This window comes from Branchiibius hedensis, from assembly GCF_900108585.1.
GTDB lineage: Bacteria > Actinomycetota > Actinomycetes > Actinomycetales > Dermatophilaceae > Branchiibius > Branchiibius hedensis.
The window spans coordinates 3710689-3735494 of the sequence record NZ_UESZ01000001.1; the positions used below are offsets into that span (position 1 = coordinate 3710689).

At 66.5% G+C, this 24806-nt stretch carries 25 protein-coding genes and 1 tRNA gene; 14 read left to right on the forward strand and 12 right to left on the reverse strand.

Features of this window, described 5'->3' with window-relative positions; genetic code table 11:
* Position 1 precedes the first annotated feature (1 nt).
* From DR843_RS18095 to oxc, 5 genes are all read right to left on the reverse strand, one after another.
* A complete protein-coding gene (locus DR843_RS18095; protein WP_109688096.1) occupies positions 2–1147 on the reverse strand; it encodes an AMP-binding protein in 1146 nt (381 codons plus the stop codon).
* The gene (locus tag DR843_RS18100; RefSeq protein ID WP_109688098.1) at positions 1144–1500 is read right to left on the reverse strand and encodes an AMP-binding protein; all 357 of its coding nucleotides are present in this window, start codon (positions 1498–1500) and stop codon (positions 1144–1146) included. Before DR843_RS18100 ends, DR843_RS18095 begins: the two co-directional genes overlap by 4 nt.
* Positions 1501–1646: 146 nt before the next feature.
* The gene (locus DR843_RS18105; RefSeq protein WP_109688101.1) at positions 1647–2453 is read right to left on the reverse strand and encodes a YoaK family protein; all 807 of its coding nucleotides are present in this window, start codon (positions 2451–2453) and stop codon (positions 1647–1649) included.
* A 14-nt stretch (positions 2454–2467) separates the two neighbouring features.
* The gene (locus DR843_RS18110; protein ID WP_109688103.1) at positions 2468–3664 is read right to left on the reverse strand and encodes a CaiB/BaiF CoA transferase family protein; all 1197 of its coding nucleotides are present in this window, start codon (positions 3662–3664) and stop codon (positions 2468–2470) included.
* Between the two features lie 37 nt (positions 3665–3701).
* On the reverse strand, positions 3702–5423 hold the full coding sequence (gene oxc, locus DR843_RS18115; RefSeq protein ID WP_109688104.1) for an oxalyl-CoA decarboxylase: 1722 nt from the start codon (positions 5421–5423) through the stop codon (positions 3702–3704).
* 384 nt (positions 5424–5807) lie between these two features.
* On the opposite strand from oxc, the gene DR843_RS18120 reads away from it, so the two are divergent.
* From DR843_RS18120 to DR843_RS18135, 4 genes are all read left to right on the forward strand, one after another.
* Positions 5808–6878 carry an AraC family transcriptional regulator gene (locus tag DR843_RS18120; RefSeq protein WP_170119924.1) on the forward strand — a complete coding sequence of 357 codons (1071 nt, stop codon included), beginning with the start codon at positions 5808–5810 and terminating at the stop codon, positions 6876–6878.
* Between the two features lie 7 nt (positions 6879–6885).
* Positions 6886–7950 (forward strand): LLM class flavin-dependent oxidoreductase, encoded by a 1065-nt coding sequence (locus tag DR843_RS18125; RefSeq protein ID WP_109688108.1) that lies wholly within the window; start codon positions 6886–6888, stop codon positions 7948–7950.
* 69 nt (positions 7951–8019) lie between these two features.
* Complete coding sequence (locus tag DR843_RS18130; RefSeq protein WP_146202626.1) at positions 8020–8289, forward strand: Zn-dependent oligopeptidase; 270 nt, start codon at positions 8020–8022, stop codon at positions 8287–8289.
* 2 nt (positions 8290–8291) lie between these two features.
* On the forward strand, positions 8292–8774 hold the full coding sequence (locus tag DR843_RS18135; RefSeq protein ID WP_109688112.1) for a pyridoxamine 5'-phosphate oxidase family protein: 483 nt from the start codon (positions 8292–8294) through the stop codon (positions 8772–8774).
* Here the strand turns inward: DR843_RS18135 and DR843_RS18140 are convergent.
* Positions 8771–9247, reverse strand: a complete 477-nt coding sequence (locus tag DR843_RS18140; RefSeq protein WP_109688114.1) for a 2'-5' RNA ligase family protein — start codon at positions 9245–9247, stop codon at positions 8771–8773. The two genes, DR843_RS18135 and DR843_RS18140, sit on opposite strands and share 4 nt — an antisense overlap.
* A gap of 52 nt (positions 9248–9299) precedes the next feature.
* Between DR843_RS18140 and DR843_RS18145 the strand changes: the two genes are divergently transcribed.
* Both DR843_RS18145 and DR843_RS18150 read left to right on the forward strand, forming a co-directional pair.
* Positions 9300–10268 (forward strand): cation diffusion facilitator family transporter, encoded by a 969-nt coding sequence (locus DR843_RS18145; protein ID WP_109688115.1) that lies wholly within the window; start codon positions 9300–9302, stop codon positions 10266–10268.
* Positions 10265–11701 carry a cryptochrome/photolyase family protein gene (locus DR843_RS18150; RefSeq protein WP_109688117.1) on the forward strand — a complete coding sequence of 479 codons (1437 nt, stop codon included), beginning with the start codon at positions 10265–10267 and terminating at the stop codon, positions 11699–11701. The genes DR843_RS18145 and DR843_RS18150 overlap by 4 nt, the downstream gene beginning before the upstream one ends.
* Here DR843_RS18150 and DR843_RS18155 read toward each other — a convergent pair.
* Positions 11698–12507, reverse strand: coding sequence for an Fpg/Nei family DNA glycosylase (locus DR843_RS18155; protein WP_109688119.1), 810 nt, complete (start codon positions 12505–12507; stop codon positions 11698–11700). The genes DR843_RS18150 and DR843_RS18155 overlap by 4 nt on opposite strands.
* Positions 12508–12547: 40 nt before the next feature.
* On the opposite strand from DR843_RS18155, the gene DR843_RS18160 reads away from it, so the two are divergent.
* The gene (locus DR843_RS18160) at positions 12548–13930 is read left to right on the forward strand and encodes an ADP-ribosylglycohydrolase family protein (protein ID WP_211310283.1); all 1383 of its coding nucleotides are present in this window, start codon (positions 12548–12550) and stop codon (positions 13928–13930) included.
* A 173-nt stretch (positions 13931–14103) separates the two neighbouring features.
* Here DR843_RS18160 and DR843_RS18165 read toward each other — a convergent pair.
* Both DR843_RS18165 and DR843_RS18170 read right to left on the reverse strand, forming a co-directional pair.
* A tRNA-Pro gene (locus DR843_RS18165) sits at positions 14104–14180 on the reverse strand.
* Between the two features lie 68 nt (positions 14181–14248).
* Positions 14249–15178: a metallophosphoesterase gene (locus DR843_RS18170; RefSeq protein ID WP_245934190.1), complete on the reverse strand. Its 930-nt coding sequence runs from the start codon at positions 15176–15178 to the stop codon at positions 14249–14251.
* Between the two features lie 55 nt (positions 15179–15233).
* Here DR843_RS18170 and DR843_RS18175 point away from each other — a divergent pair, with 55 nt between their 5' ends.
* Positions 15234–15683: a GatB/YqeY domain-containing protein gene (locus DR843_RS18175; protein WP_109688123.1), complete on the forward strand. Its 450-nt coding sequence runs from the start codon at positions 15234–15236 to the stop codon at positions 15681–15683.
* A gap of 32 nt (positions 15684–15715) precedes the next feature.
* Here the strand turns inward: DR843_RS18175 and DR843_RS18180 are convergent, their stop codons facing one another.
* A complete protein-coding gene (locus DR843_RS18180) occupies positions 15716–17965 on the reverse strand; it encodes a transglycosylase domain-containing protein (protein ID WP_109688125.1) in 2250 nt (749 codons plus the stop codon).
* Positions 17966–18269: 304 nt separating this feature from the next.
* Between DR843_RS18180 and DR843_RS18185 the strand changes: the two genes are divergently transcribed.
* Positions 18270–18584 (forward strand): WhiB family transcriptional regulator, encoded by a 315-nt coding sequence (locus tag DR843_RS18185; RefSeq protein WP_109688127.1) that lies wholly within the window; start codon positions 18270–18272, stop codon positions 18582–18584.
* A gap of 10 nt (positions 18585–18594) precedes the next feature.
* On the opposite strand, the gene bagB is transcribed toward DR843_RS18185, so the two are convergent.
* Together bagB and bagA are read right to left on the reverse strand one after the other, a co-directional pair.
* Positions 18595–19752 (reverse strand): ArsA family ATPase, encoded by a 1158-nt coding sequence (gene bagB / locus DR843_RS18190; protein WP_109688129.1) that lies wholly within the window; start codon positions 19750–19752, stop codon positions 18595–18597.
* Positions 19752–20762 carry an ATPase BagA gene (gene bagA, locus DR843_RS18195; RefSeq protein WP_109688131.1) on the reverse strand — a complete coding sequence of 337 codons (1011 nt, stop codon included), beginning with the start codon at positions 20760–20762 and terminating at the stop codon, positions 19752–19754. The genes bagB and bagA overlap by 1 nt, the downstream gene beginning before the upstream one ends.
* Before the next feature lie 158 nt (positions 20763–20920).
* Here bagA and DR843_RS18200 point away from each other — a divergent pair, with 158 nt between their 5' ends.
* From DR843_RS18200 to DR843_RS18215, 5 genes are all read left to right on the forward strand, one after another.
* Positions 20921–22213 (forward strand): NAD(P)/FAD-dependent oxidoreductase, encoded by a 1293-nt coding sequence (locus DR843_RS18200; RefSeq protein ID WP_245934191.1) that lies wholly within the window; start codon positions 20921–20923, stop codon positions 22211–22213.
* A 162-nt stretch (positions 22214–22375) separates the two neighbouring features.
* A complete protein-coding gene (locus DR843_RS18205; RefSeq protein WP_109684423.1) occupies positions 22376–23365 on the forward strand; it encodes an IS481 family transposase in 990 nt (329 codons plus the stop codon).
* Between the two features lie 14 nt (positions 23366–23379).
* A complete protein-coding gene (gene sp36, locus DR843_RS20185) occupies positions 23380–23535 on the forward strand; it encodes a Sp36 family protein (RefSeq protein WP_170119925.1) in 156 nt (51 codons plus the stop codon).
* A gap of 1 nt (position 23536) precedes the next feature.
* Positions 23537–23998, forward strand: a complete 462-nt coding sequence (locus tag DR843_RS18210) for a RidA family protein (RefSeq protein ID WP_109689175.1) — start codon at positions 23537–23539, stop codon at positions 23996–23998.
* On the forward strand, positions 23988–24803 hold the full coding sequence (locus DR843_RS18215; protein WP_170119926.1) for an NUDIX hydrolase: 816 nt from the start codon (positions 23988–23990) through the stop codon (positions 24801–24803). Before DR843_RS18210 ends, DR843_RS18215 begins: the two co-directional genes overlap by 11 nt.
* Positions 24804–24806 lie beyond the last annotated feature (3 nt).

Consider the following 24806-nt stretch of genomic DNA (forward strand, 5'->3'; position numbering starts at 1 on the left):
CTCAGCTGCTCCGGCTCGCCAGTTGCTCAGCCAGCGCCGTTCGGTCCGGCGCCCCTTTGGCCGTGTGCGGGATGCTGGTCACCAGGAAGATGTGCGCTGGCACGGCGAACGCGGCCAGGTGCGCGGCGCAGAAGCTTCGGATTTCGTCCACGTCGATCTCGGCGCCGTCGGCCGGCACGATGGCGGCCGCCACGGTCTCGCCGTAGAGCGGGTCAGGTTGCCCGAAGACCACTGCCTCTTCGATGGCGGAGTGCGACAGCAGCACCTGCTGCACCGCCGCGGGGGCGATCTTCTCACCGCCGCGGTTGATCAGGTCTTTGATCCGGCCGGTGATGAAGAGGTTGCCGTCCTTGTCCAGTCGGCCGACGTCACCGGTGTGGAACCAGCCGTCCTCGAAGCTCGATGACCCGACCCCACCGAGGTAGCCGGGGGTCAGGGTCGCGCCCTTGAGTACTACCTCACCGTCGGTCTCCGGCGGCAGGTCGGATCCGTCGTCGGCGATCACGCGGACGGTCACGCCGACGGGCTTGCCCACCGACTGCGGGACCCGCGGTCCACGATCCGGCAGCGTCGTCGAGGCGGTCTGGTGCGCCGTCTCGGTCATGCCGTACGCGGAGACGACGGGCGCGCCGAAGGTGGTCTCCAGTTCGGTCGCCACAGGGGCAGCCAGCGGCGCGCTGCAGCTGCGGATGAAACGCAGGGGCACCACCGAAGCGCCCGGGAACTCCTCCTGCGCTCTCATCAACAGGATCTGGTGCATGGTCGGGACGGCCGTGAACCACGTCGCGCCGGCCTGCTGCATCTGCGGCCAGAACGTGCTCGCGGAGAAGCGGTACTTCGCGGGCAGCTGGACCAGGCCACCAGTGGCCAAGGTGGCCAACAAGGTGGTGAACAGCCCGTGGCCGTGGAAGAGCGGCATGACCGCGAGGGTCCGGTCGGTGGGGCCCAGCTCGAGGGTGGTCGCGATGCCGTCGATCGAGGCCTGCACGTTGGCTGCCGTCAGCGGCACGGCCTTGGCGCGCCCGGTGGTCCCGGACGTGAACATGATCAGTTGCGTGTCGTCGGGCAACGGCACGGACTCGTGCGCTGCGGCCGCGTCCACCGTGCCGGCGATCGTGGGTTCACCGGATCCCGTCGCATCGATCACCAGCGGGGGAGGGTGTCGACCTCGGGGCCGTCGGACGTCGTGAGCCAGGCGACCGCTCCCGCGTCGTGCAGCCGGGCACGGATGTCATCGACCGCCAGACCGGGGTCGATGACGGCCACCACCGCGCCCGCGTTGGCGGCGCCCAGCAGACCCAGTACGAATTCGAGACGGTTGGCGATCCCCAGTCCGATGACGCTGCCCTCGGGCACGCCGCTGGTGATCAGCGCCGCACTGGTCGTGGCGATCTGACTCCTCAACTCGTCGTACGACAGGGTCCGCGAGTCTGGTCCGGGCAGACCCAGCGCCGGTCCGACCGAGTCGGGTCGGGGCAATACTCGGATCCCTTGAGGCATCACGCCACTCCTTGCCTACTCCCGAACGGGTCGTTCGGCTTCACCATAACTGCCGCCAATTGATTGAGATTTGCGTGTGGCTGCCACGACATCTCGTCCCCCGGTCAGGATCGACCGGGGGACGAGATGTGGCGAAGGTACCGAGCTCAGGCGAAGCTGCCGCCGGGGCTGGGGTCGGCGTTCGTCCGCTGCGAGGCAGCCATGCCGGCCAGTCCGATCAGGACCACGATCGGCAGGAGGAGTTCCCAGCCGGACTTCGATCCGGACCCGCCGAGCCAATGCACCAGAAGGGATCCGACGAACCCGCCCGATGCGAAACCGAAGAGGACGAAGAAGAAGATCCCCGACCACATGATGTTCGGCTCACCGTGGATGCCGTCCCGCTTGAACCTGGCCTGGATCAGGAAGTTGAAGGCCATCTGCACAACGAAGGTCACCGCGACGTTGCCGTAGAGCATCCCGTGCACCTTGTGGAATGCGTTGCCTTGGGCGCCGGCCACGAAGGAGATGCCGAGCGCGATGTAGTGCCCGTGCCAGGACGTCTGCTGACCGAACAGCCCGACGGTGTCGTGGTTGTTGGATGCATCCGAGACGATCACCACCAGGGCGAGGATCAGCAGGATCACCGCCTCGGACAGCAGGACGGCGACCGAGAAGCTCCGGCCCCGGTCCTTGAACTTGGTCATCAGGATGCCGCAGATCAGCGATCCCAGTCCGAACGACAGGACCGAGCACCACGCGAACCAGAACTTCGGCCAGTTCCCGTCGGCCAGGAAGATGCCGCTGGAGGCCACGTTGCCCGACTGGACCGTGGCGAACGTGGAGGCGTTGAAAAGCGTCCAGGCGTTGCAGCTGCCGGCCACGAAGGCCATGGCTGCGCCCACCCAGGGCCATTCGGTGAACGGATGGGGACCGGCCTCTGAGCGGTCCTCGACCTCTTCGACTGTCGACATGATGGATCCCTTCGTTACGAATCGAACTCGGCTCGGATACTGTCGCCGTTCGCGTTGTAGACCGGCGCATCATGTTGGGCACCATAGGAATTCCAGGTGCTGTACTTCATCGGACTTCCCGGGACCTCCTGGCCGTCCACGACCTTGACCATTCCGCGCTCGATGATCTGCGGAAGCCGCCGCGTGTCGTCGACGTTCAGCACGATGCCGACGGGAACCCCGGCCGCCTCCAACTTCGCGCGCCACGTCTCCGCGACATCGGTCGTGGTCACCGACTCGATCGCGGCCTTCACCTGGGCCCAGTTGGTCGCGCGGTCGGAGTTCTCGACGAAGCCCTCCTGGGTCGGCCACTCGGGGTGGCCCAGCGCCTCGGAGAAGAGCTGCCAGAGGTGGTTGTTGCCGACGCAGACAGCCAGCGGCTGGTCGGAGCACTCGAACGTGTCGAAGGGATACATGAACGGGTGGCGGTTGCCGATCCGTTCCGGGCGCTCGTGCACGCCGAGCGCGTCCATCAGCCCATGCTCGAGCAATGCGAAGGTGGAGTCGAGCATGGCGATGTCGACGGTGCTGCCCTTGCCGGTGCGCTCGCGGGCGACCAGAGCGGTGACGATGCCGCAGTAACCGAAGATTCCTGCAGCGATGTCGGACAGCGACGTCCCCACGCGGGTCGCAGGGCCGTCCGGGAAGCCAGTCGAGGCCATCACTCCCGACAGCGCCTGGATGATGGTGTCGTACGCCGCCTGCTGGTGCATCGGGCCGTACTGACCGAAGCCCGAGATCGAGGCCACGATCAACCGGGGGTGCTCCTTGACCAGGTCAACGGGGTCGATGCCCAGTTTGGCCATCACCCCCGGGCGGAAGTTCTCGACGACCACGTCGGCCTGGCTGATGAGCTTCTTCAGAAAGGCGAAGTCGTCGGCGTCGGTGAAGTCCAGGGCGATGGACTCCTTGCCCACGTTGGCGAGCCGGAAGTACTCGCTCGAACCGTCCGGCAGGTAGGGACCCATCGCACGGGTGTCGTCGCCTTTGGGCGGTCGTTCGACGTGGATCACCCGGGCGCCACCGTCGGCCAGCATCCGGGCGCAGGTGGGTCCGGATAGCACCCGGGTCAGGTCGACCACGAGGATTCCGTCCAGCGGATAGGGCTTGCTGCGGTCGAGGTGGGCGTTCTTGAGTTCGAGATTCTCGTACTCGGGTTCGGCTGTTGACATGCGTAGCTCCCTTAGCTGTGCCGATATGGACAATTACTCACTGGTGGGGCGGTGCCGCGATGGTGACCGAGGGGTTGAGGCTGGTCAGGTGACCGGACTCGGTGCCCACCGTCGGGTCGATGACCGCATTGATGACGGCCGGTGTGCCGGCCGCGAGCGCTGCGCGCACGGCGTCATCCAATTCCTGCGGCGTGGTCGCGTAATAGCCGGTCCCGTCGAACGCTTCGATCAGCTTCTCGTAGTGAGCACTGGCATCGAGGACCGTCGGGCCCGGGTCGCTGGAGGCGTTGTTGACGTAGTCGCCTTTGTAGATGCCGCCGTTGTTGAAGATGATGGTGATGATCGGCAGCTTGTAGCGGCAGATCGTCTCCAACTCCATGCCGGAGAAGCCAAACGCCGAGTCGCCTTCGACGGCGATGACCGGTTGACCGGTCTCGACAGCCGCCGCGATGGCGTATCCCATGCCCACGCCCATGACCCCCCACGTGCCGGTGTCGAGCCGGTGCCGCGGCTTGTGCATGTCGACGATGTCGCGGGTCATGTCCAGCGTGTTGGCGCCCTCGTTGACCAGGTAGGTCTCCGGGAAGTCCTGGAAAACCTGTTTGAGCACCTTGAGCGCGCCGTAGAACCCCATCGGAGAGTGCGGTGCGTCGAGCCGGGTGGCCATCTTGGCCACGTTCGTGGCGGTCTTCTCCGCCAGCTGGTCCCGCCACTGTTGCGGCACGGTCCACGGTTCTTTGGCCAACCGGTCGTTCAGCAGCCCGACCACCGAAGCGATGTCACCCACGAGCGGCGCGGCGATGGGCTGGTTGGAGTCGATCTCCGTCGCGGAGATGTCCACCTGGACGAAGGTGGCGTCTGCGTTCCACTTGGGCGAATTGCCATGGGACAACAACCAATTCAGTCGCGCACCGAGCAGCACGACGACGTCGGCGTTGGTCATCGCCAGCGATCGGGCTGCTGCAGCGGATTGCGGATGTCCGTCCGGGATGAGGCCCTTGGCCATCGACATGGGCAGGAAGGGGATACCGGTGGACTCCACGAAGGTGGTGATGGCCTCATCGGCCTGCGCGTAGGCCGCGCCCTTGCCGATCACCAGCAACGGTTTCTCGGCGCTGCGCAGCACCTCGAGGGCCCGGTCCACGGCGGAGGGGGCCGGCAACTGGGCCGGCGCCGGGTCGACGAGAGTGATGATCGAGCGGGCGCCCTGGTCGGCGTCGAGTGCCGCGGACAGGACATCGGCGGGAACGTCGAGGTAGACGCCACCCGGTCGACCGGACACCGCAGTTCTGATGGCCCGGGCCACACCGAGCCCGACGTCTTCCGGGCGGTCGATCCGATAGGCCGCCTTGACCAGCGGTTTGGCGGTGGCCAGTTGGTCCAGTTCCTCGTAGTCGCCGCGCTGCAGGTCGATGATGTGCCGATCGGAGGAACCGGAGATCTGGATCATGGGAAAGCAGTTGACGGTGGCCGCAGCCAGGGACACCAGGCCGTTCAAGAAGCCCGGCGCCGACACCGTGAGGCAGACTCCCGGCTTCCCAGTCAGGAATCCCGCAATGGCGGCGGCGTTTCCGGCCGACGCCTCATGCCGGAAACCGATGTAGCGCATCCCGCGGGATTGCGCCAACCGGGCGAAATCAGTTACCGGGATACCGACCAGCCCATAGATTGTTTCTATTCCATTGTTTTGCAATGCGTCGACCAGCAAGTTGGCGCCGTTTGTCGTCGGGGCGGCTGTCGAAGCGTCGGTGGCTGTCATGCTGTCCTCTGATCGGGGGAAGTGCGACGTGATCCCGGCTGCCCGCTATCGCATCCGGAGATAGAGAGGCTATGAGATCGCGGCCTTGGGGGGCCGCTGCCGACATTCTTACACCTGATTGCGGCAATGGACGTGGCGCCGCAGCGGGGCCAAATTCTTGACGAGTCCTCTTGTGCCATGGTCCAAAAACCCCTATTTGTCCAGGCAATCCCTGATCGGATACATGGTCGCGTTTCCTCGCGTGCTGGGCAATCCCAAGAACGAAGAAGCGTCGTCGCAAATGCGCAGTACTCCTGCTTCGGGACTCTACGATCGAAGAGGGGTCGGGCATCGTCGGTCCCACTTCACGAAGGGGCGTCAATGGACTCCGGCAGGCTCGTTGACTTGATCCAGGCGCGCGGTGTGTCGGTGGCCTCGGGTGTGCAGGACGCGGAGGAACTCGTCGACATCCTCACGCCGCTGACCAGGCCCCATCGAGTCGTGCCGGTGCAGGCGACCGCCGTCCTCGATGCCCGGGTCGAGTCGGTCGTCGCCGCGAACATCAGTCTTTCGCACGTGAGCTACGGCGCCGACGTCATTGTGACGCCGGCCGACGTCGACGTTGAGACCTTTCTGTTCCCCGTCTCGTTGTCGGGCTCCGCACGGCTGACCTACGGCGACGACACCTTGATCGCGAAAAGCCAGACCGCCACTGTGATCGCGCCGTACCGGGTGTTCCGCTCTGAGATCCGGGCCGATCACGAGCAGATCATCGTGACCATCCCGCGGTCCCGGTTGGAGATCCTGGCCGCCCGCCTCCTGGGGCGTGGACGTGAAGAAGTAGAACCGGCGCTGGCCAACGTTCGCGTGCCGGCCTCCGTGATCGCCCAGGTGGAAACCGTCGTTCTCATGGCGACCGAGGATCTCAACGCACAGTCGCGTGACGTGCTCCTGAGACTGGAAGATCTGCTGATCGAGTCGATCCTGCTGGCCCTGCCGGATTTCCGCCGACAACTACCTTCGGCGGCCTTCGTCCCTTCGCGGAAAGTGGGCGCGGCGATGGCCTACATGGACGACCACCTGGCCGAGCCACTGACCATCTCCGAGGTAGCAACGCAGGTGGGCGTGACCGCGCGCGGTCTACAACTGGCGTTCCAACGTGAGCTGAACCAGACGCCCATGCGATGGCTGCGCGATCGGCGCCTGGATGCGGCGCACGGCCTGCTGAGCCGGGCGGTCCCCGGCCAAGAAGTCACGGTTACCAGTGTGGCCCGCGCCACCGGATTGCATCATCTGGGACATTTCGCCCGCGCATTCCGCGACCGGTTCGGTGAACAACCGTCATCCATCCTGACCGCCCAGACGGGCCGGCTCGCTGCGGCGATCGAGGAAGGGCCTGGCGGGCGCCCCGTGACCGTGCTTCCGAGGTATCGAGAGGGCCTGGTACCGGAACAGATCGCCGCCCCAGGTAGTTGAAACTTCTATGAAGGCTTTTGGATTCCTCAGTTTCGGCCACTACGGCCGGTTTCCCGGCTCACAGACCCGGGACGCGGCGGCCGCGCTCAAGCAGGCCGTCGAGCTCGGTGTCGGTGCCGACTCGATCGGCGTGAACGGCGCCTATTTCCGCGTGCACCACTTCGAGCGTCAGGCTGCGGCGCCGATCCCGGTGCTGTCGGCGATCGCCGCGCGTACCTCCCGCATCGAGGTGGGCACCGGCGTGATCGACATGCGCTATGAGAACCCGCTCTACCTGGCTGAGGAGCTCGGTGCCCTGGACCTGCTCAGCGACCAGCGGATCGCCATCGGCATCTCCCGGGGTTCACCGGAGACCGCGGTGCGCGGCTACGAGGCGTTCGGCTACACCGGCGCCCAGGACCCGCGTGGCGGGGACATCGCGCGGGAGAAGTTCGCGACCTTCCTGGCCGCCATCCTAGGTGCCGGCATGGTGGACGCCGATCCGCAGCGGGCGCCGCAGGGCACCCGGCTGCCGGTCCAACCGCACGCACCGGGTCTGATCGACCGCATCTGGTGGGGTTCGGGCACTCGCGAAACCGCCGAGTGGGTGGGCAAGCTCGGGCTGAACCTGATGTCGTCCACGCTGCTGACCGAGGCCAACGGTGAGTCGTTCGCGGCGCTGCAGAAGGAGCAGATAGACCGTTTCCGGGCGGCGTACGCCGAGGCCGGGCACACCGGGGCACCGCGAGTTTCGGTGTCGCGCAGCGTGTTCCCGATCGTCAACGCACAGGACGCGGCGTACTTCGGTCAATCCAACGACGACGACCAGATCGGTGTCATCGACGGGTTCCGCTCCACGTTCGGCAAGACCTACGCGGCCGAGCCCGACGTGCTGATCGAGCAGCTGAAGCAGGATGAGGCCGTGATGGCCGCGGACACTCTGATGCTGACCATCCCCAACCAGTTGGGCGTGGACTACAACCTGCACGTGCTGGACAGCTTCGCCAAACACGTTGCGCCGCAATTGGGTTGGGAGTCCAATGCTGAGGGTCCGGTCACGGGTGAGCCGATCGTTGCTGCCACTGCCAGGTGAGCACGGCTCATCGCACGCACCGCTTTTGGGGGGCTCACACGGGCGTCATGCGTCCATAGTGTCGAAAGCATGACAACTGACAGCACATCCGAAGCAGAGATGAGCGCGGCCGTGGAGGCAGCGCAGAAGGTGGTCGACACGGTCACCTCCTGGGACTACAGCGCCACGGACGAGAAGGTCGAGGACAAGTTGCTGGAGGGTCTGCGTGCTGCTGGCGTGAGCATTCCGGACCGCGAGCGCGATCGCCTCCTCGAGGAGATCTCGGCGCTCAAACAGGACGAGTCCGCCGGGACACCACAGGTTCAAGAAGCCTGGCCCACCTCCGCGGAGGTGGTGTGACGATGTCGCGCGAGGAGGACCTGAAGACCGTCTACGACCTGATCAAGGACGAGAAGGTCGCCATGGTGACGACCCGCAACGAGGGCACTGGTGCGCTCACCTCGAGGCCGATGACCACGCAAGAGACGCAGTTCGACGGCACGCTCTACTTCATCGTGACCGCCGAAGCGGGCACCGTCTCGGACTTGCAGTCAGCCGCTCCGGTCAACGTGTCGTATCGCGGCAGCAGCGCGTTCGTATCGCTGAGCGGCACCGGACGGGTGGGCTCGGACCCGGAGAAGGCCAAAGAGCTCTGGAATGACTCTGTCGCAGCGTGGTTCGAAGTCGGTCCCGAAGATCCCCAGGTGCAGGTGCTCACGGTAGACGTCGACGGCGCGGAGTACTGGAGCGTGGAGAACAAAGCCGCGCTCATGATCGATCTGGTCAAATCCCGGGTCACCGGTAACCGCCCGGACGTCGGCGAGAACGACACGGTCGACCTTTAGAGCATGCGAACGTGGCCGGTGGCGGGGTCCCAGTGCGTCACTGCCGTGACCATCAGGGCCGTGGGTACGCCGATCATCAGCTGCCGCGCGGCCCGCACCTGATCGTCGGTCAACCGGCCGGACACCGTGATGTGCGGTGTCCAGGCCGAGTCGTCGCGCGCCAACTGGCGCAGCTGCTGCACCCGCTGCTGCCAGAGGTCGGGTACGGCCACGGCGACGTATACGAGGTTGCTGCGGTCGAAGGTGCGCACCCCGGGCACGGGCAGGCGCAGGGGTAGCGCGCGAGCCAGCCGCTCGGCGTACGTCACGCAGGTGGCCGGTAGCTCGGGTGCCGAGCACAGCGTGATGTGCGGACGGTTCGACGCGCCACGGTGGTCCCCACGGGAGGGCAGGCCGACATCCTGCAGCAGCCGCCATAGACGCCTGACGGCAGCGTCGCCTGCCTCGTCCAGAACGAAGTCCAGGGACTGCATCCCGCCACGGTAGACGCCCGAAGGGCGGAGGCTGCCCGGCTACATTCGAAGGGTGCCCGAGGACCCCCAGCCTGCCAGCGACAGCCTCGTCACGGTCATCGTCGCCTTCACGGCGAATCTGCTCATCGCAGTGGCGAAGTCAGTGGTTGCGGCGATCACGGGATCGGCGTCGATGCTGGCGGAGGCGGCTCACTCGTGGGCGGACACCGGCAACGAGATCTTCCTGCTGATCGGTGAGCGCAAGTCGGCGCGGCCCCCCGACGACACCCACCAACTGGGCTACGGCCGGGTGGGCTACATCTGGTCGATGTTCGCCGCGTTCGGGCTGTTCAGCGTCGGGTCGGCGGTATCGATCTGGCACGGTATCTCCGCGTTGCGCAGCCCCGGCGAGGCTGACACCGACTACGTCTGGGCGTACGTCGTGCTCGGCGTGTCCGCGCTGCTCGAGGGCGCATCCTTCCTGCAGGCGCTGCGGCAGACCCAGGAGGGAGCGCAGCGCAGTCGACTCCATCCGTTGCGGTACATCGCGTTGACCTCCAACCCGATCCTGCGCGCCGTCTTCGCGGAGGACGCCTCTGCGCTGATCGGCGTCGTGCTGGCCGCTTCCGGTATCGCGCTGCATCAGATCACCGGCAACGCCGCCTGGGACGCGATCGGCTCCATCGCGGTGGGCATCCTGCTGGGGCTCGTCGCGATCTTCCTGATCGGGCGCAACATGGACTTCCTGACCGGAGAGGGGGTTCCGGCGGCCATCCGCGATATGGCGTTGACGGCGCTGAACGATCATCGGTTCGTGGAGCGGGTCAGCTTCCTGCGGATGGAGTGGGTTGGTGCGTCGCGGATCTACCTCGTCGGCGCGGTCGATCTCGTGGGGGATCAGGTCGAGCACGATGTCGCCACGAAGTTGGCGATGGTGGCTGATGAGCTGCAAGAGCATCCGATGATCGAGCGCGCGGTGCTGACCTTGAGCCGGCCCAATGATCCGACGACGCTCCTGCCCACTTCACCGTCGGGACCATGACCGAGGTCATCGTCATCCTGGGGAACCAGTTGGTCCCGGATCACCCCGCGCTACGCAAGTACCCCGGCGCCCGGATCGTGATGATCGAAGCCGACGACGTCTGCCGACAGCACCGCTACCACCAACACAAACTGATGCTGGTGCTGGCCGCGATGCGCAACTACGCCGCCGCGTCCCGCCGTGAGGTGACGTACGTCGAGTACCGGCCGGGCAGCGTGTTCCGGACCGAGCTGGGTCGTCAGTTGGACAAGTACGACGCGACCCGGCTGATCTGGATGCAGACCAGCGACCGCGGGCCCAACGCCGCTCTGGAGGAGATCGCGGCGGAGCACGGTTGCGAGCCGGTCACCCTCGAGAATCGGCAATTCCTCACCACTCCAGAGCAATTCGACGGATGGCTGGGGGAAAAGTCGGCCCCGCTGATGGAGAACTTCTACCGCTGGCAACGCAAGCGGCTGGACGTTCTGATGGACGGCTCCTCGCCAGAGGGCGGCCGGTGGAACTACGACGACGAGAACCGGCACCCGCTGCCCAAGCAACGTCCGGTGATCCCGCCGCTACCCGGCGTACGGGCGACGCATCACGTGACAGAGGTGGCTGCGCTGGTCGACGAACACTTCGCGGACCACCCTGGCCGCACGGACAACTTCTGGTTGCCCACGACACGGAGCCAGGCGCTTGGCTGGTTGGACGCGTTCATCGACGAGCGGCTGGAGTCGTTCGGGCGGTACGAGGATGCGATGGCCGCTGACGAGCCGTTTCTCTTCCACTCGGTGCTCTCACCGCTGATCAACCTCGGGTTGTTGTTGCCTGACGAGTGCGTGGCGGCGGCGGTCGAGGCCTACCACCGCGGTGATGCGCCGCTGAGCAGCGTTGAGGGGTTCGTGCGGCAGATCATCGGCTGGCGGGAGTTCATGTACGGGATCTACTGGTGTCGCCCGTCAGCGTTCGACGCCAACTTCTTCGGCTTACGAAAGCCGCTGGAAGACTGGTGGTTCACCAATCGCGATGTGCCACAGGACCTTCCGTTGCCGTTGCGGGTGTGTCTGGATCGGGCGCACGAGTACGGCTACTCCCACCACATCGAGCGCTTGATGGTGTTCGGCAACTGGTTCCTGACGTCGGGTTATCAGCCGCGTGCGGTCTATGAGTGGTTCATGAGCATGTACGTCGATGCGTACGAGTGGGTGATGGTGCCCAATGTGCTCGGGATGAGTCAGTACGCCGACGGGGGCATGCTGGCGACCAAGCCGTACATCGCCGGTGGCAACTATCTGCAGAAGATGGGGCATTGGTTCGGGTCGGCAAAGGAAGCCAAGGACTCCGAATTCACCTCTCGCTACTGGCAGTTCCTCGCCGCTCATGACGACAAGCTGGCCGGCAACCACCGGCTTGCCCTGGTGTTGAAGCAGGCACGCTCCCGAGGGGGTTAAACGGCTTGGTCAACCGGGCACCAGTACGTCGTGCGACCACCGACCGTGCCGCGTGACAGTGGCGCTCCGCAGCGCGGGCAATGTCCGGATTTGCCTCGGGCCTGGGCGAATTCGCCGGTGTGCACCCCACCGTGGCCGATGGCGAAGCGGATCGCGGACCGCAGGCTGCGCCGTAGCCGGTCCAGGTCGTCGGTGCTCAGCTCGTCGGCGGGGCGGGCCGGGCGCAGCTGCGCCCGCCATAGTGCCTCGTCGGCGAGCAGGTTGCCTACACCGGCGATCACGTGCTGGTCGAGAAGCCGCGCTTTGACCGGGGCCTTGCTGTGCCCGATCCGGGTCCGGAAGTCATCGCGGGTGATGTGCTCGGCGTCTGGGCCGAGCGCCGTACGGTCAGGATCCAGGCGGGCCCGGCCCAGGCGGCGCTTGTCGTGCAGCGCCAAGCTGCCGCCGTCCTCAAAGGTGATGGCGAACCGGGTCCAGGACGGGTCGTCCCGGCCGCTGCGCAACCGCTCGGGCAGGTAGTCACCGCCCTCGTCCACCCGGCTGTCGGGTCCGGTCACCAGGATCCGTCCGCTCATGCCCAGGTGCAGGCCGAGTTCGGGGCCGTCGTCGGAGGTCTCCACCCACATGGTCTTGCCCTGCCGGTGCGCCGCGGTCAGTTCGCGGCCGACCAGGGCCGCACGGATGTCGCCGGGTGCGTGCGGGCGGCACTCGTAGGTGTCGGTGTCGTCGACATTGGCGATGCGCCGGTGCAGCGCGGAGCGCTCGATGGTGGCTCGGGCGCTTTCGACTTCGGGCAGTTCCGGCACAGCACCAAGTCTCGCCGATGGGCTGGGGGAGGATGACACCGTGGAGTACATCTCGGATCTTGACCGCCGGTTCGGCATCTCCCAGGAGCCGTACAGCCGCACGGTGCACGAGCTGACGCAGGCCGCGGAGACCGGGCACGACGTCACGGGTCTGCAGGCGCGCGTGGCGCAGTTTCGTGCGGACGGCTCGGACGATGCCGTCATCGAGGAGATCTATCGGACGATCCCGCTCACGCCGCCGCAGGATTGGCCGTTCTTCGAAGGATCGGAGCTGGAGGCGATTCTCGCCCAGTTGCCCGCGCAGTCGCCGGTCGTCGTACCTGACGGGTTCGCGGATCGTCTGCGGGGTGGGTGGTACGGGCAGATCGTCGGCAACTTGCTCGGCAAACCGGTTGAATTCGGTTGGAGCCGAGACGATTTGAAGGCGTACCTGGTTGCTCAGGATGCCTACCCGCTGCTGGACTATGTGCCCATCTCCGACCTGGAACTCCACCGGCTGTCCGCCGGCGGCCGACACGAAGACATCTGGCGTCCTGACCTGCACGGATTCGTCCCGGGGGCGATGGACTACGCCGCCGTGTCGCGGGGCCGCATCCACGGCGGGGTCCGTGACGACGACATCGACTGGAGCATCCTCAATCTGGCCCTGCTGGAGGAGTGCGGGCCGGGGTTCACGCCGTACGATCTGGCCCGCACCTGGCTGACCCGGCTGCCGGTCTACCAGACCTACACAGCCGAGCGCGCGGCGTACAACAATCTCGTCCGGGAGGTGCCCCTCGAACACGCCGGCGCCTTCCACAATCCCTATCGCGAGTGGATCGGTGCACTGATCCGCGCCGACGTCTTCGGCTACGTCAACGCCGGAAACCCCCGTGCCGCAGCGCTGTTGGCGCACCGCGATGCCTATCTGTCCCACCGGGCGAACGGGATCTACGGCGAGATGTGGGCGGCCGCGCTGATCTCCTCGGCCTTCACCGCCGCCACCCCCATCGCGTCGTTGGAGGAGTCCCTGCGGCACATCCCACCGACTTCGCGATTGGCCGAGGAGATCAGGACCGTGCTGGCCGACTACGCAGCGGGGCGCAGTTGGGACCAGGCGATGGACGCTCTGGATGCGCGCTACGCCGGGATGAGTTGGATCCACACCCTGAACAATGCGGGCGCCCTGACCGCCGCCATCGCGTACGGCGGGGGAGACTTCAGCGCCACGATCGGGCTGGCCGTGTTGGCCGCACTGGACACCGACTCCATTGGCGCCACCGCGGGGTCGTGGGCCGGCGCGTTCTGCGGGTACGACGCCATCCCGGAGCATTGGATCGAACCGCTCAAGGGGCGCACCCGCAGCGCGGTCTTCGGCTTCGGTGAGGTGCAGATCGAGGACCTGGTCGGCCGTACCTCGGCACTGAGGGTCCGCGCCGAATGACTGACAAGTGACGACACCGCCACGAATTGTTGGCTTGGGTTGAATAACCACCGCGACAAGTGACGAGATTGCCACCAATTGCTGGACCACCGACTGGTGACGACTCCACCGATGCGCACACCAAACGAAACCGGCTCTGACGTGCGTTTCCGCAGGTCAGAGCCGGTTTCAGATGGTCGGGGTGACAGGATTTGAACCTGCGGCCTCTTCGTCCCGAACGAAGCGCGCTACCAAGCTGCGCCACACCCCGTGGCGCTCACCCGGACGTGTACATCACCGGGCAGCGAGAGGAAACGATACCTGCTGTCCCCACCGATCTCACAATCGGGGGACCAGCGTGATCAGGTTCGCCTCCGGCCGGCACGCGAACCGCACCGGCGAGTACTTGTTGTGCCCGAGTCCGGCGGAAACCTGCAGGTACGCCGGGTCATCCGGCGCCGGCAAACCCGCCTCCGCTCCGGGCCACCAGCGCGACAACCCCGAGGCACGCGAGGTGTCCAGGTCGCAGTTGGTCACCAGCGCCCCGTAGAACGGCACCCGCACCTGGCCACCGTGTGTATGCCCGGCGATGATCAGCGGGATGTCGTCTGCGGCCATGGCGTTCAACACCCGGGTGTATGGCGCGTGCACCACCCCCAGCGTGCCCGCCACATCGGGGGCAGGCGGGCCGGCGACCGCCGCGTAGTCGTCCATTCCGATGTGCGGGTCGTCGACCCCCACCAGTTCAAGGCACATTCCGTTCACCTTGAGGTTCTCCCGATGATTGCGTAGATCGACCCAGCCCTCGCTGCGCAGCCCCGCGACCAACTGGTCCACGGGCAGCTTCTCCGGCTGCCGGTCCACGGCCGTCACCCGCCGTTCGGCAAAGTAGCTGAACGGATTCTTGAACCAGGGCGCGAAATAGTCGTTGGAGCCGAGCACGAACGCCCCCGGCAGGTGCAGGAAGGGCTCCATCGCCTCCAGCACGAACGGCACCGCACCCATGTCCGAGCAGTTGTCCCCGGTGTTGAGCACCAGATCGGGCTCCAGGCGGGTCAGCGACCTGACCCACTCGATACGCCGACGCTGCCGGGGGACCAGGTGCAGGTCGGAGATCTGCAGGACCCGCACGGGGCTCGAGCCGGGGGCGAGAACGGGCACGGTCACCGAGCGCACGGCGTACCAGTTGCGCTCGATCACGGTCCCCCAGATCAGCGCGCCGGCCCCGAGCCCCGCGACCGAACCAGTGGTGACGAGGGCGGGATGCACCCGGTCATTCTCGCACCGCCAGAACCCAGTGGACGAAGGTGGCAGGATTGCGGACATGAGCATCAAGGAGACGTTGCGCACCGACCTGACCACGGCGATGAAGAGCCGTGACCAGGTGAGCGCTGCGACGCTGCGGATGACGCTGGCCTCGATCAGCAACCAGGAGGTTGCCGGCGACGCGCACCGGGACCTGTCCGACGACGAGGTGTTGGCCGTCATCACCAAAGAAGCCAAGAAGCGCCGGGAGGCGGCCGCGGCGTACGACGATGCCAATCGCCCCGAACTGGCCGCCAGCGAACGCGCCGAGCTGGCGGTGCTCGAGGGCTATCTCCCCGCGCAACTCAGCGACGAAGACATTGACGCGCTGGTCGCCACGGCGGTTGAGCAGTTGGGTGCCAACAACATGAGCGCCATGGGTGCGGTCATGAAGATCGTGCAGCCGCAGACCGCGGGTCGGGCGGAGGGCGGTCGGGTCGCGGCCGCCGTACGTCGAGCGCTCGCCTGATCTGGCGCCCCACCTGAGTGGGGCGCCGGTGGTCAGTCGTTGCTCGATGTCGTGGAGTTGTCGTTCGAGCTGTACCCCGAATACGACCGCATGTTCTTGCCCTCGATGATCGACCCGGTGTTGACCCAGTTCGGATCGTTCTTGTGGCTGGGGTCGTCGTACATGCTGTCCGGTGGTTCCGGGAACTGCTGGACCGGCTGACCCTTGAGGATCTTGTCCATCGTGGTCTTCCAGATGGGTGCGGCCAGCGTGCCACCGAAGATCGTGCCCTTGTAGAAGGTGTCGCCGATCTTGAGGTCGGTCAGGTAGTTCTTGTTCGTCGAGATCGAGCCCACCCAGATCGCGGTGACCAGCGACGGGGTGTAACCCACGAACCAGGTCTGGACCGCGTTGTCGGTCGTTCCGGTCTTACCGGCGGCGGGTCGGCCGCCCGCCAACCCGGCGTTCTCCGCGGTGCCGTTCTTGTCGAAGACCGCCTCCAGCACCTTGGTGGTCGCCGCCGCGACGTCCTTGGACATGACCTGCTTGCAGGGGCTGATCTTCAGCGGCATGGCCTTGTTGTTGGAGTCCAGGATCTGCGCCACCGGTCGCGGCTCGCAGTACTTACCGCCGGAGGCGATCGTCGCGTAGGCGTTGGCCAGGGTGAGCGGGGTGACGTCGTTGGAGCCGAGGATGATGCCCGACGGCACGCGGGCCAGCGGTTGGTCAGCGCCCTGCACCAGGCCCACCTTGGTCATGGTGTCGGCGATCTTGCACACACCGACTCCTGAGCCAAGGGTCGCGAAGGCGGTGTTGACCGACTCACCCAGCGCCTGCGACAGACTCATCAGGCGCGGGGGCACGTAGACGTCGTTGCCGACCAGCCACGGCGGGTCGCCCCGGCTCAGACCACACGCATCAGAGAACTGTGCATGGGTGAAGGCGCGGACCGGGATGGTGCCCTTGTCGCCGGACTTGCCGTTGTAGGACGGCAGGTTGATCGAGCTGTCGATCTTGTAGCCGTTCTCCAACGCGGTGATCACCGCGAACGCTTTGGCCGTCGAACCGATCTGCACACCGCCGTTGCCACCGCTGGGCGTTGTGTAGTTCACCGTGGTGTTCCCCGCACCGGGTTTGAGGGAGTACTTGGTGTTCTGGCCGCTGGCCAGGATCAGGCCAGTGCCCGGCTGGATGATGATGCCCGCCGCGTCGACCCCCGCGGAGTTGCCGACCGGCACCTTCGCCTTGATCGAGGCGTCCAGGACACTGGCGTACGCCGGGTTGAAGCTGGTCTTGATCGTCAGGCCGCCGCTCTTGAGCGTGCCCTCCCGTTGCTTCACGGTCGTGCCCAGCGCCGGCTGCTGCTTGAGCCACTGGGTCACGTAGTCGCAGAAGTAGGGGTATTTGGAGGTCGCGCAACTGCTGCTGACGTCCTTGACCTTCAGCATCTTCTCGATCGGGGTGTTGACCGCGTCGGCGAACTGTTTCTGGTTGATGTAGCCCTGGTCGAGCATCTTCTGCAGCACCACGTTGCGCCGCGCGATCGCTGCCTTCGGGTTGTTGATGGGGTCGGTCGTGCCGGGCTGGTTGACGACACCGGCCAGCAGCGCTGACTCGGCGATGGTCAGTTTCGAGGCCGGCACGCTGAAGTAGTGCTGCGCAGCGGCCTCGATGCCGTAGACCTGGTCGCCGTAGTAGACGAGGTTGAGGTAGCCGTCGAGGATCTGGTCCTTGGTGTACTTCTGCTCCAGGCTGATCGCGTACTTCAACTGCTGCAGCTTGCGCACGTAACCGGCCATCCCCGTCTGGGTGATCTGCTGCTGCGCCGCGGAGGTGTCACCCGAGCTGAGCGCCTGGTCCTGGAGTGCCACCTTGACGTACTGCTGGGTGAGGGTCGAGGCGCCCTGCACGCCCGAACTGCTCAACTGGTTGGATGCCACCGCGCGCAACAAGCCCCGCGGGTCGACGCCACCGTGCTGATAGAACCGCTCGTCCTCGATCGCGATCTGCGCCTTCTGCATGATCGGCGCGATCTTGCTCAGCGGGACCACGATCCGGTTCTCGTTGTACGGCGTGGCGATGACCGTGTTGTCGGCGGCCAGGATCCGCGACTGCTGGGCCAGCGGGTTCATCTGGAAGTCGCCGGGCAGGTCGTTGAACATCTTGATGCTGCTAGTGGTTGCCTTGCCAGCGGCACCCAGAGCGGGTAGCGCAAGGCCCGCGACGACCATGCCCATGGCCAGGGAGACGAGGACGAACGCGGACAGCAACGTGAGCACGTTCGACAGGCGGTTGCGCGGCATGCTTGCCAGGGTAACCCGCCAGGTTAGGGGATCCTGGAACGTGCGTCGGGAACCCGCCTGGGGATCGCTACTGGTCCGGACCAGGATTCTGTGAGAATCCTGTGTAAACGGTTAGATTCTGACCCAGTTTTCCGGCGCGTGTGGATAACGCGTCACATCGCGACCTGGGTCACACTGCACCGGAAATTGAACAAGGTAAAGGTCTAGTAAAGACCGCTGGTCAAGCCTAGTCTTCAAGGCGGACAAGGAGGTCCGAAGATACGTTTCGGCAGTGCCTTGGGCACGAGATTGATCGGAGAGTTGGATGACGGCGATTGCCTCCCGACCTGTCACCTGGGATGAGAACTGGGCCTCCCGCGCTGTATGTCGTAGCTCCACCGCCGCGGACGACTTGTTTGCCAAAGGTGCCGCACAGCAGAGTGCCAAGACCATCTGCCAGAAGTGTCCTGTGGTGGCCGAGTGCCTCGCCGACGCGCTCGACAACCGCACCGAGTACGGCGTGTGGGGCGGCATGACCGAGCGTGAGCGTCGCGCCCTGCTGCGTCGTCGTCCCGAGGTCCGCTCCTGGGCGCAACTCTTCCGTCTCGCCAAACAGCAGGAAAGCGACCGGGCGAGCTGACCGCCCCCGGTCATCGCGCGAGTTCCGCGCCGATCTCTCGTAACTGATCCAGATCGTTCACGTCCGTCGCCTGCGTCGCCACCTCGACCAGCGCTAACTCCGGTTGGGCGGCCCGGAACCGCGCGATCGCGGCCTCGTGCCGCTCACGCACGGTTTCCGACTCCGCGTGCAGCAGTAGTAGCCCAGCGGTATCCATCGGTTGCCATCCGGAGCCCGGCCGCTTGGGCTGCTCCTCCATCACGGCAGCCGCGGCCAGTGCGCGCGGGCCGCTCAACCCGGCGACCAGGGCCGGTTGAACCCGGTTGACCACGACACCGGCCAACGGCATGTGGTCGTCGGCGAGCCGTTGGGTGAAGTACGCCGCCTCGCGCAGCGCCTCACGGTCGGGAGTGGCTACGACAAGGAACGCCGTACTGGGAGCTGCCAACACGGCGTACGTCTGCTCTGCTCGCTCCCGGAACCCACCGAACATCGTGTCCAACGCGGCCACGAAGGTCTGCACGTCCGACAGCAATTGACCACCCACGATCTTGGACAACACACCGGCGATCGTGTTGAGCCCGGCTGACATCACCTTCAGATACACCTTGCCGCCGGCCTTGGCCGGTGCCATCAGGATCCGGATGAACCGCCCGTCCAGGAAGGAACTGAGCCGCTTCGGGGCGTCGAGGAAGTCCAGCGCAGAGCGCGACGGCGGGGTGTCGACGACGATCAGATCCCACGCGGCGGCACCGTCGGGGCCCTTCTCGGCCTGCAACTGGGCCAGCCGCTCCATCGCCATGTACTCCTGCGTGCCGGCGAACGAGCTCGAAACGGCCTGGTAGAAGGGGTTGTCTAGGATCTGCTGGGCCTTCTGCCCGCTCGCATGCTGCAGGACGACGTCGTCGAAGGTGCGCTTCATGTCCAGCATCAGCGCGTCCAGGCTGCCCGTGCCCCGGATCGCCTTGACCGGGCTGGGATCGTTGGTCAGATCCCCGACACCGAGCGCCTGAGCCAACCGGCGGGCGGGGTCGATGGTGAGTACGGCGACCTTCCGGCCCGCTTCAGCGGCCCGGATCGCGAAAGCCGCTGCCGTCGTCGTTTTCCCGACTCCGCCGGAACCGCAGCAGACCACGGTGGTCACACTGCGGTCGGCGATCAGGGCGTCGATGTCGAGACGGTTGTGCATCAGATCGCTCCGCTCTTGAGCAGGACGTCCGCCAACTCCCGTAATGCGCCGGCGTCCACCCCACCGGGGATGGCCGGTAGTTCGGTCGTCGGCAGCGCCAGCCCCGCCAAATCCTCGCGCTCGGTGTCCTGCAGGGCCAGCCGCTGATCGAGATTGACGGCCGTGTCCAGCAGACCGTCCACCATGGCCGCGGTGACACGCACCTTGGCTGCCTGCAGATCCTCGGCGATCAGATCCCGGGTCTTGGCCCGACCACCCGCCGCGGCCGAACGGACCATGCCGCGCGCCCGATCGCTCAGCAGCGGCTCGCGCACCCGGTTGATGATGAGTTCACCGACCGGCAGGCCAAGACCGCGCAACTCCTCGACGGCCTCGACGGTCTCCTGGACCGGCATTTCCTCCAGCAGGGTCACCACGTGCACCGCGGTCTGCGCCGAATGCAGCAGCTGCATGATCGAATCGGCCTGGTTGTGCAGCGGCCCCATCTTGGCCAACCCCGCGAACTCGGCGTTGACGTTGAGGAACTTACCGATCCGCCCGGTCGGTGGGGCGTCCAGAACCACTGCGTCATAAGGATATTCGCCCTTGTGCCCGCGGCGCTCGTCGCGGCGACGGACCGCCTCGTAGACCTTGCCGATCAACAGCACGTCCCGGACGCCGGGTGCGATGGTCGTGGCGAAGTCGACCACCCCGAAGTGCTCCAGCATGCCGCCGGCCCGGCCGAGCTTGTAGAACATCTGCAGGTACTCCAGCAGCGCTGCCTTCGCATCGACGGACAGGCCGGTGATCGAACCGCCGTTCAGGCCGCGTGCCACCGGCGTCTCGTCGGTGGACAGTGGCGGGACGTCGAACGCCTGGCTGATTCCCTGGCGCCCCTCCACCTCGGCGATGAGCACGGTCTTGCCCGCTCGCGCGAGGGCCGTTGCCATCGCTGCCGCGACGGTGGTCTTGCCGGTCCCGCCCTTGCCCGTGACGATGTGCAGCCGTCGCTGCTCCCACCGCCCAGTCACTCTGGCAGCCTAACCATTTCTGCGGACGATTCGCCGCCCGTCCGGGGCGCTGATAGCGTCGGAACCGTCGCGAAGTGCGCGGCAGTAGCGTCGGCGCCAGCCACGGCGAAGCAGCCGTGACCGGGTCGGCGAATTTCCTTGTGAAGAGGGTGTTATTCGTGTCGCAGGAGCCCGGGACCGTCGCTGGTCCGGCCCTCGCGAAGGGTCAACGTCATGTCGTGATCATCGGTGCCGGGATGGTGGGTCTGTCGACCGCCTGGTACCTGCAGGAGCACGGCGTCCAAGTCACCGTGGTCGAGCGCTCCGGCGTCGCCGCGGGCAGCTCGTGGGGTAACGCGGGCTGGATCTCGCCCGGCCTGTGCGTGCCGCTGTCCGATCCGTCGGTCATCAAGTACGGCGTGAAGGCGCTGCTGGATCCGGACTCCCCGCTCTACGTCCCGCTCAAACCCGACGTCGGTCTGGCTCGGTTCCTGCTCGGCTTCGCGGCCCGCTGCACCCCCGGGCAGTGGAAGAAGACGATGGACAAGTTCGTCCCCGTCAACCGCCGGGCCATCGAGGCGTACGACGAACTGGAGTCACACGGCGTGACCGCTCGCTCGCACGAGGCACCGATCATGGCTGCCTTCCGGCGCGCGCAGGACGCCGCCGGGCTCGAGCACGAGGTGGAGCTGATCCACGCCGCCGGTCTGGAGTTGGAAGCGACCGAGATCGACAACGCCACGTTGCGCGCCGAGTTGCCGATCGTGTCCGCTGACGTCGAGAAGGCGATCCGGTTGGGCGGGCAGCGCTACATCAACCCCGGCGAGTACGTCGCGGCGCTGGCTGAGGCGGTCAAGGAGCGTGGCGGGGAGCTGGTCATCGGTTCCAACGCCCGCGCGTTGCGGCACGGCCCCGGTGGCGTCACCGTCGAAATGGTCTCTGGCACACCGATTTCCGGCACCGACGTGGTCATCGCGACCGGTGCCTGGCTGCCCGAGTTGGCCAAGCGCTGCGGTGTGAAGGTGCAATTGCGCGCCGGCCGTGGCTACAGCTTCTCGGTTGCGGTCACCGATCCGGCGAACCGCCCGGTGCCGTGCCCGGTCTACTTCCCCTACGAGCGCATTGCCTGTACGCCGCTGGGTGACCGGTTGCGGGTCGGCGGCACGATGGAGTTCGCCGACACCGAGGACCCGCTGCAGGAGGGCCGGGTCGATGCCATCGTCAAGGGCGGCCGACCGCTGCTCACCGGTGTCGACTGGGACGACCGCCAGGACACCTGGGTCGGCGGCCGTCCGGTCACGGTGGATGGGCTACCGCTGGTCGGTGCCACCGACGTGCCCGGCGTGTGGGTCAACGGTGGTCACGGCATGTGGGGCATCACGCTGGGACCGCTGTCCGGGAAGTTGCTGGCGCAGCAGATGGTCACGGGCCGCACGCCCAGCGAATTGGTGCCGTTCTCGCCGACGCGCTGATCGGCGTACCGCAAACGTTGGACAAATGTGGCGCGCAGCGCACTAGGTGTACTGCCCCGGGACGTTAGGAACGGTTCTCGGCCTGTCGGCGTGACTTGAGGAAGACCTCCGGGTGAGGTGTGAAGCGACGAAGCAAACACATCCCCAAACCCGGAGGTCCTCATGGTCCACGCTAATGCCCCGCTTTCTGCGACTGGTCGCCTGCGCCTGGCGCGGTGCGTGGTGGACGATGGGTGGCCGTTGCGGCGGGCCGCAGACCGGTTCGGGGTCTCGGTCACCACCGCGCACCGCTGGGCGGCCCGGTACCGCCAGCATGGTGCGGCGGGGATGTGCGATCGTCCCAGCCGGCCCCAGTCATGTCCGCACCGCACCAGTAGGCGCCGGGAACGGCGAGTCCTGGGGTTACGGGTTTCGCGGCGGTGGGGGCCGGCCCGGATCGCCTACCACCTGGGGATGAATCCGGCCACGGTGCACCGCATCCTGACCCGGTACCGGTGTCTTCGGTTGTCCTGGACGGACCCGGCCACTGGTGCCCCGGTACGGGCCGGTCGTCGAAAGGTGGTGCGCTACGAACGCGACGCCCCGGGTGATTTGGTCCACGTGGACATCAAGAAGCTGGGCCGCATCCCCGATGGGGGTGGACACCGGGTCCATGGCCGCGCTGCGGGGAAAGCTAACTCCCGTGCTACCTCCAGCAGTGGGCGGGGGTATGCCTACCTGCACCACGCGGTCGATGACCACTCCCGGTACGCCTACTCAGAGATCCTGGCCGATGAGAAGAAGGAGACCGCGACCGCGTTCATGCAACGGGCGGTGGCGCACTTCGCGCAGGTCGGGATCACCACGGACCGGGTGATGACCGACAACGGGTCCTGTTACCGCTCCCACCTATTCCGGAACATGCTGCAGGACCATGGGATCACCCATAAACGCACCCGCCCCTACACCCCGAAAACCAACGGGAAAGTCGAGCGGTTCAACCGGACCCTGACCGAGGAGTGGGCCTACGCCCGCCCCTACACCAGCGAGACCGAACGCGCCGCCGCGTACGAGGACTTCCTGCACATCTACAATCACCACCGCGCACACACCGCGCTCAAAGGTGGCTCACCCGCAGACCGCGTACCCAACCTGGCGGGGCACTACAACTAGGTAGAGTCGGGGCCATGACGACTTGGGAATACCTCACCGCACCGGTGCTGATCCACAACACCAAAGCGATCCTCGATCAGTTCGGCGCCGACGGTTGGGAGTTGGTGCAGATCATCGAAGGTCCCGGCGGCGGTCTGGTGGCCTACTTCAAGCGTCCGAAGGGAGCATGACGTGTCTGTTGTCGAGGGGCGCTTGGCCGATCTGGGGCTGAGCCTGCCGCCCGTCGCGGCCCCGGTCGCGGCGTACGTCCCGGTGGTCCGCAGCGGCAACCTGGTCCTCACCTCCGGGCAGTTGCCGCTGGTGGAGGGCAAGCTGCCGGCCACCGGCAAGGTCGGCGCGGAGGTCTCGGCCGAGGACGCCTACGGCTACGCGCGGACGTGCGCATTGAACGCCATCGCCGCGGTGAAGTCGATCGTCGAGGACCTGGACACGGTGACGGTGGTCAAGGTCGTCGGCTTCGTGGCCAGTGCGCCGGATTTCACCGGCCAGCCCGGCGTCATCAACGGTGCCAGCGAGCTCCTGGCGAACGCCTTCGGCGACAAGGGTGCTCACGCCCGCTCGGCGGTCGGCGTCGCGGTGTTGCCGTTGGACGCGCCGGTCGAGGTCGAGATCATGGTGTCGATTGACGACTGAGCGGTCCTTCCCTGCCCCACCGCCCCTGGCAAAGACGCTGGATCGGTGGGACGCTGACGGCCGCCCGGCGGGGGTCGAACCCAAACTGGCCGCCACGGTGCTGTTGGTGCGCCCGGACGGCTCCGAGGTGTTCATGATTCGCCGGGTCCCGACGATGGAGTTCGCGCCGTCGATGTGGGTGTTTCCCGGTGGCGGGGTCGACCCGCGGGACGCCGAGGTGTCGGTCGATTGGGTAGGACCCGACGCCACCCAGTGGGCGAGGCTGCTGGGGGTGTCGGCCGAGGTCGCGGTGACCTTGGTGATGGCGGCGCTGCGGGAACTCTTCGAGGAGTGTGGCGTGCTGCTGGTCGGCACCGCAGATGCAGTCCTCACCGAGATCGACGACAGCTGGATGGTGGACCGCGCAGCGTTGATCGCTCACGAGAAGTCGTTCGCCGAGGTCTTGCACGAGCGCGGCCTCGCCGTGCGTTCTGACCTGCTCTTCGTCCAGGACCATTGGGTGACACCGGGATTCGAGAAGCGACGCTACGACACGTTCTTCTTCACGGCGGTGCTCCCCGAGGGGCAGGAGCCCGACGACGCAACCAGCGAGTCGGCAGTCAGTCAGTGGGTTCAGCCGACGGCCTTGCTGGCCGAGCACCAGGCGGGCTCCGCGTTGATGCTGCCGCCGACCGTGCTCCAACTGGAACTGTTGCGCGACGAGCCGCATGCGCCCGGGCACCACGAGATCCCGATCGCCGTCGAGCCGACCCCGCAGCTCGGACCGGACGGATGGTTGCTGGTGACCCAGCTCAATCCGCGCTGAGCG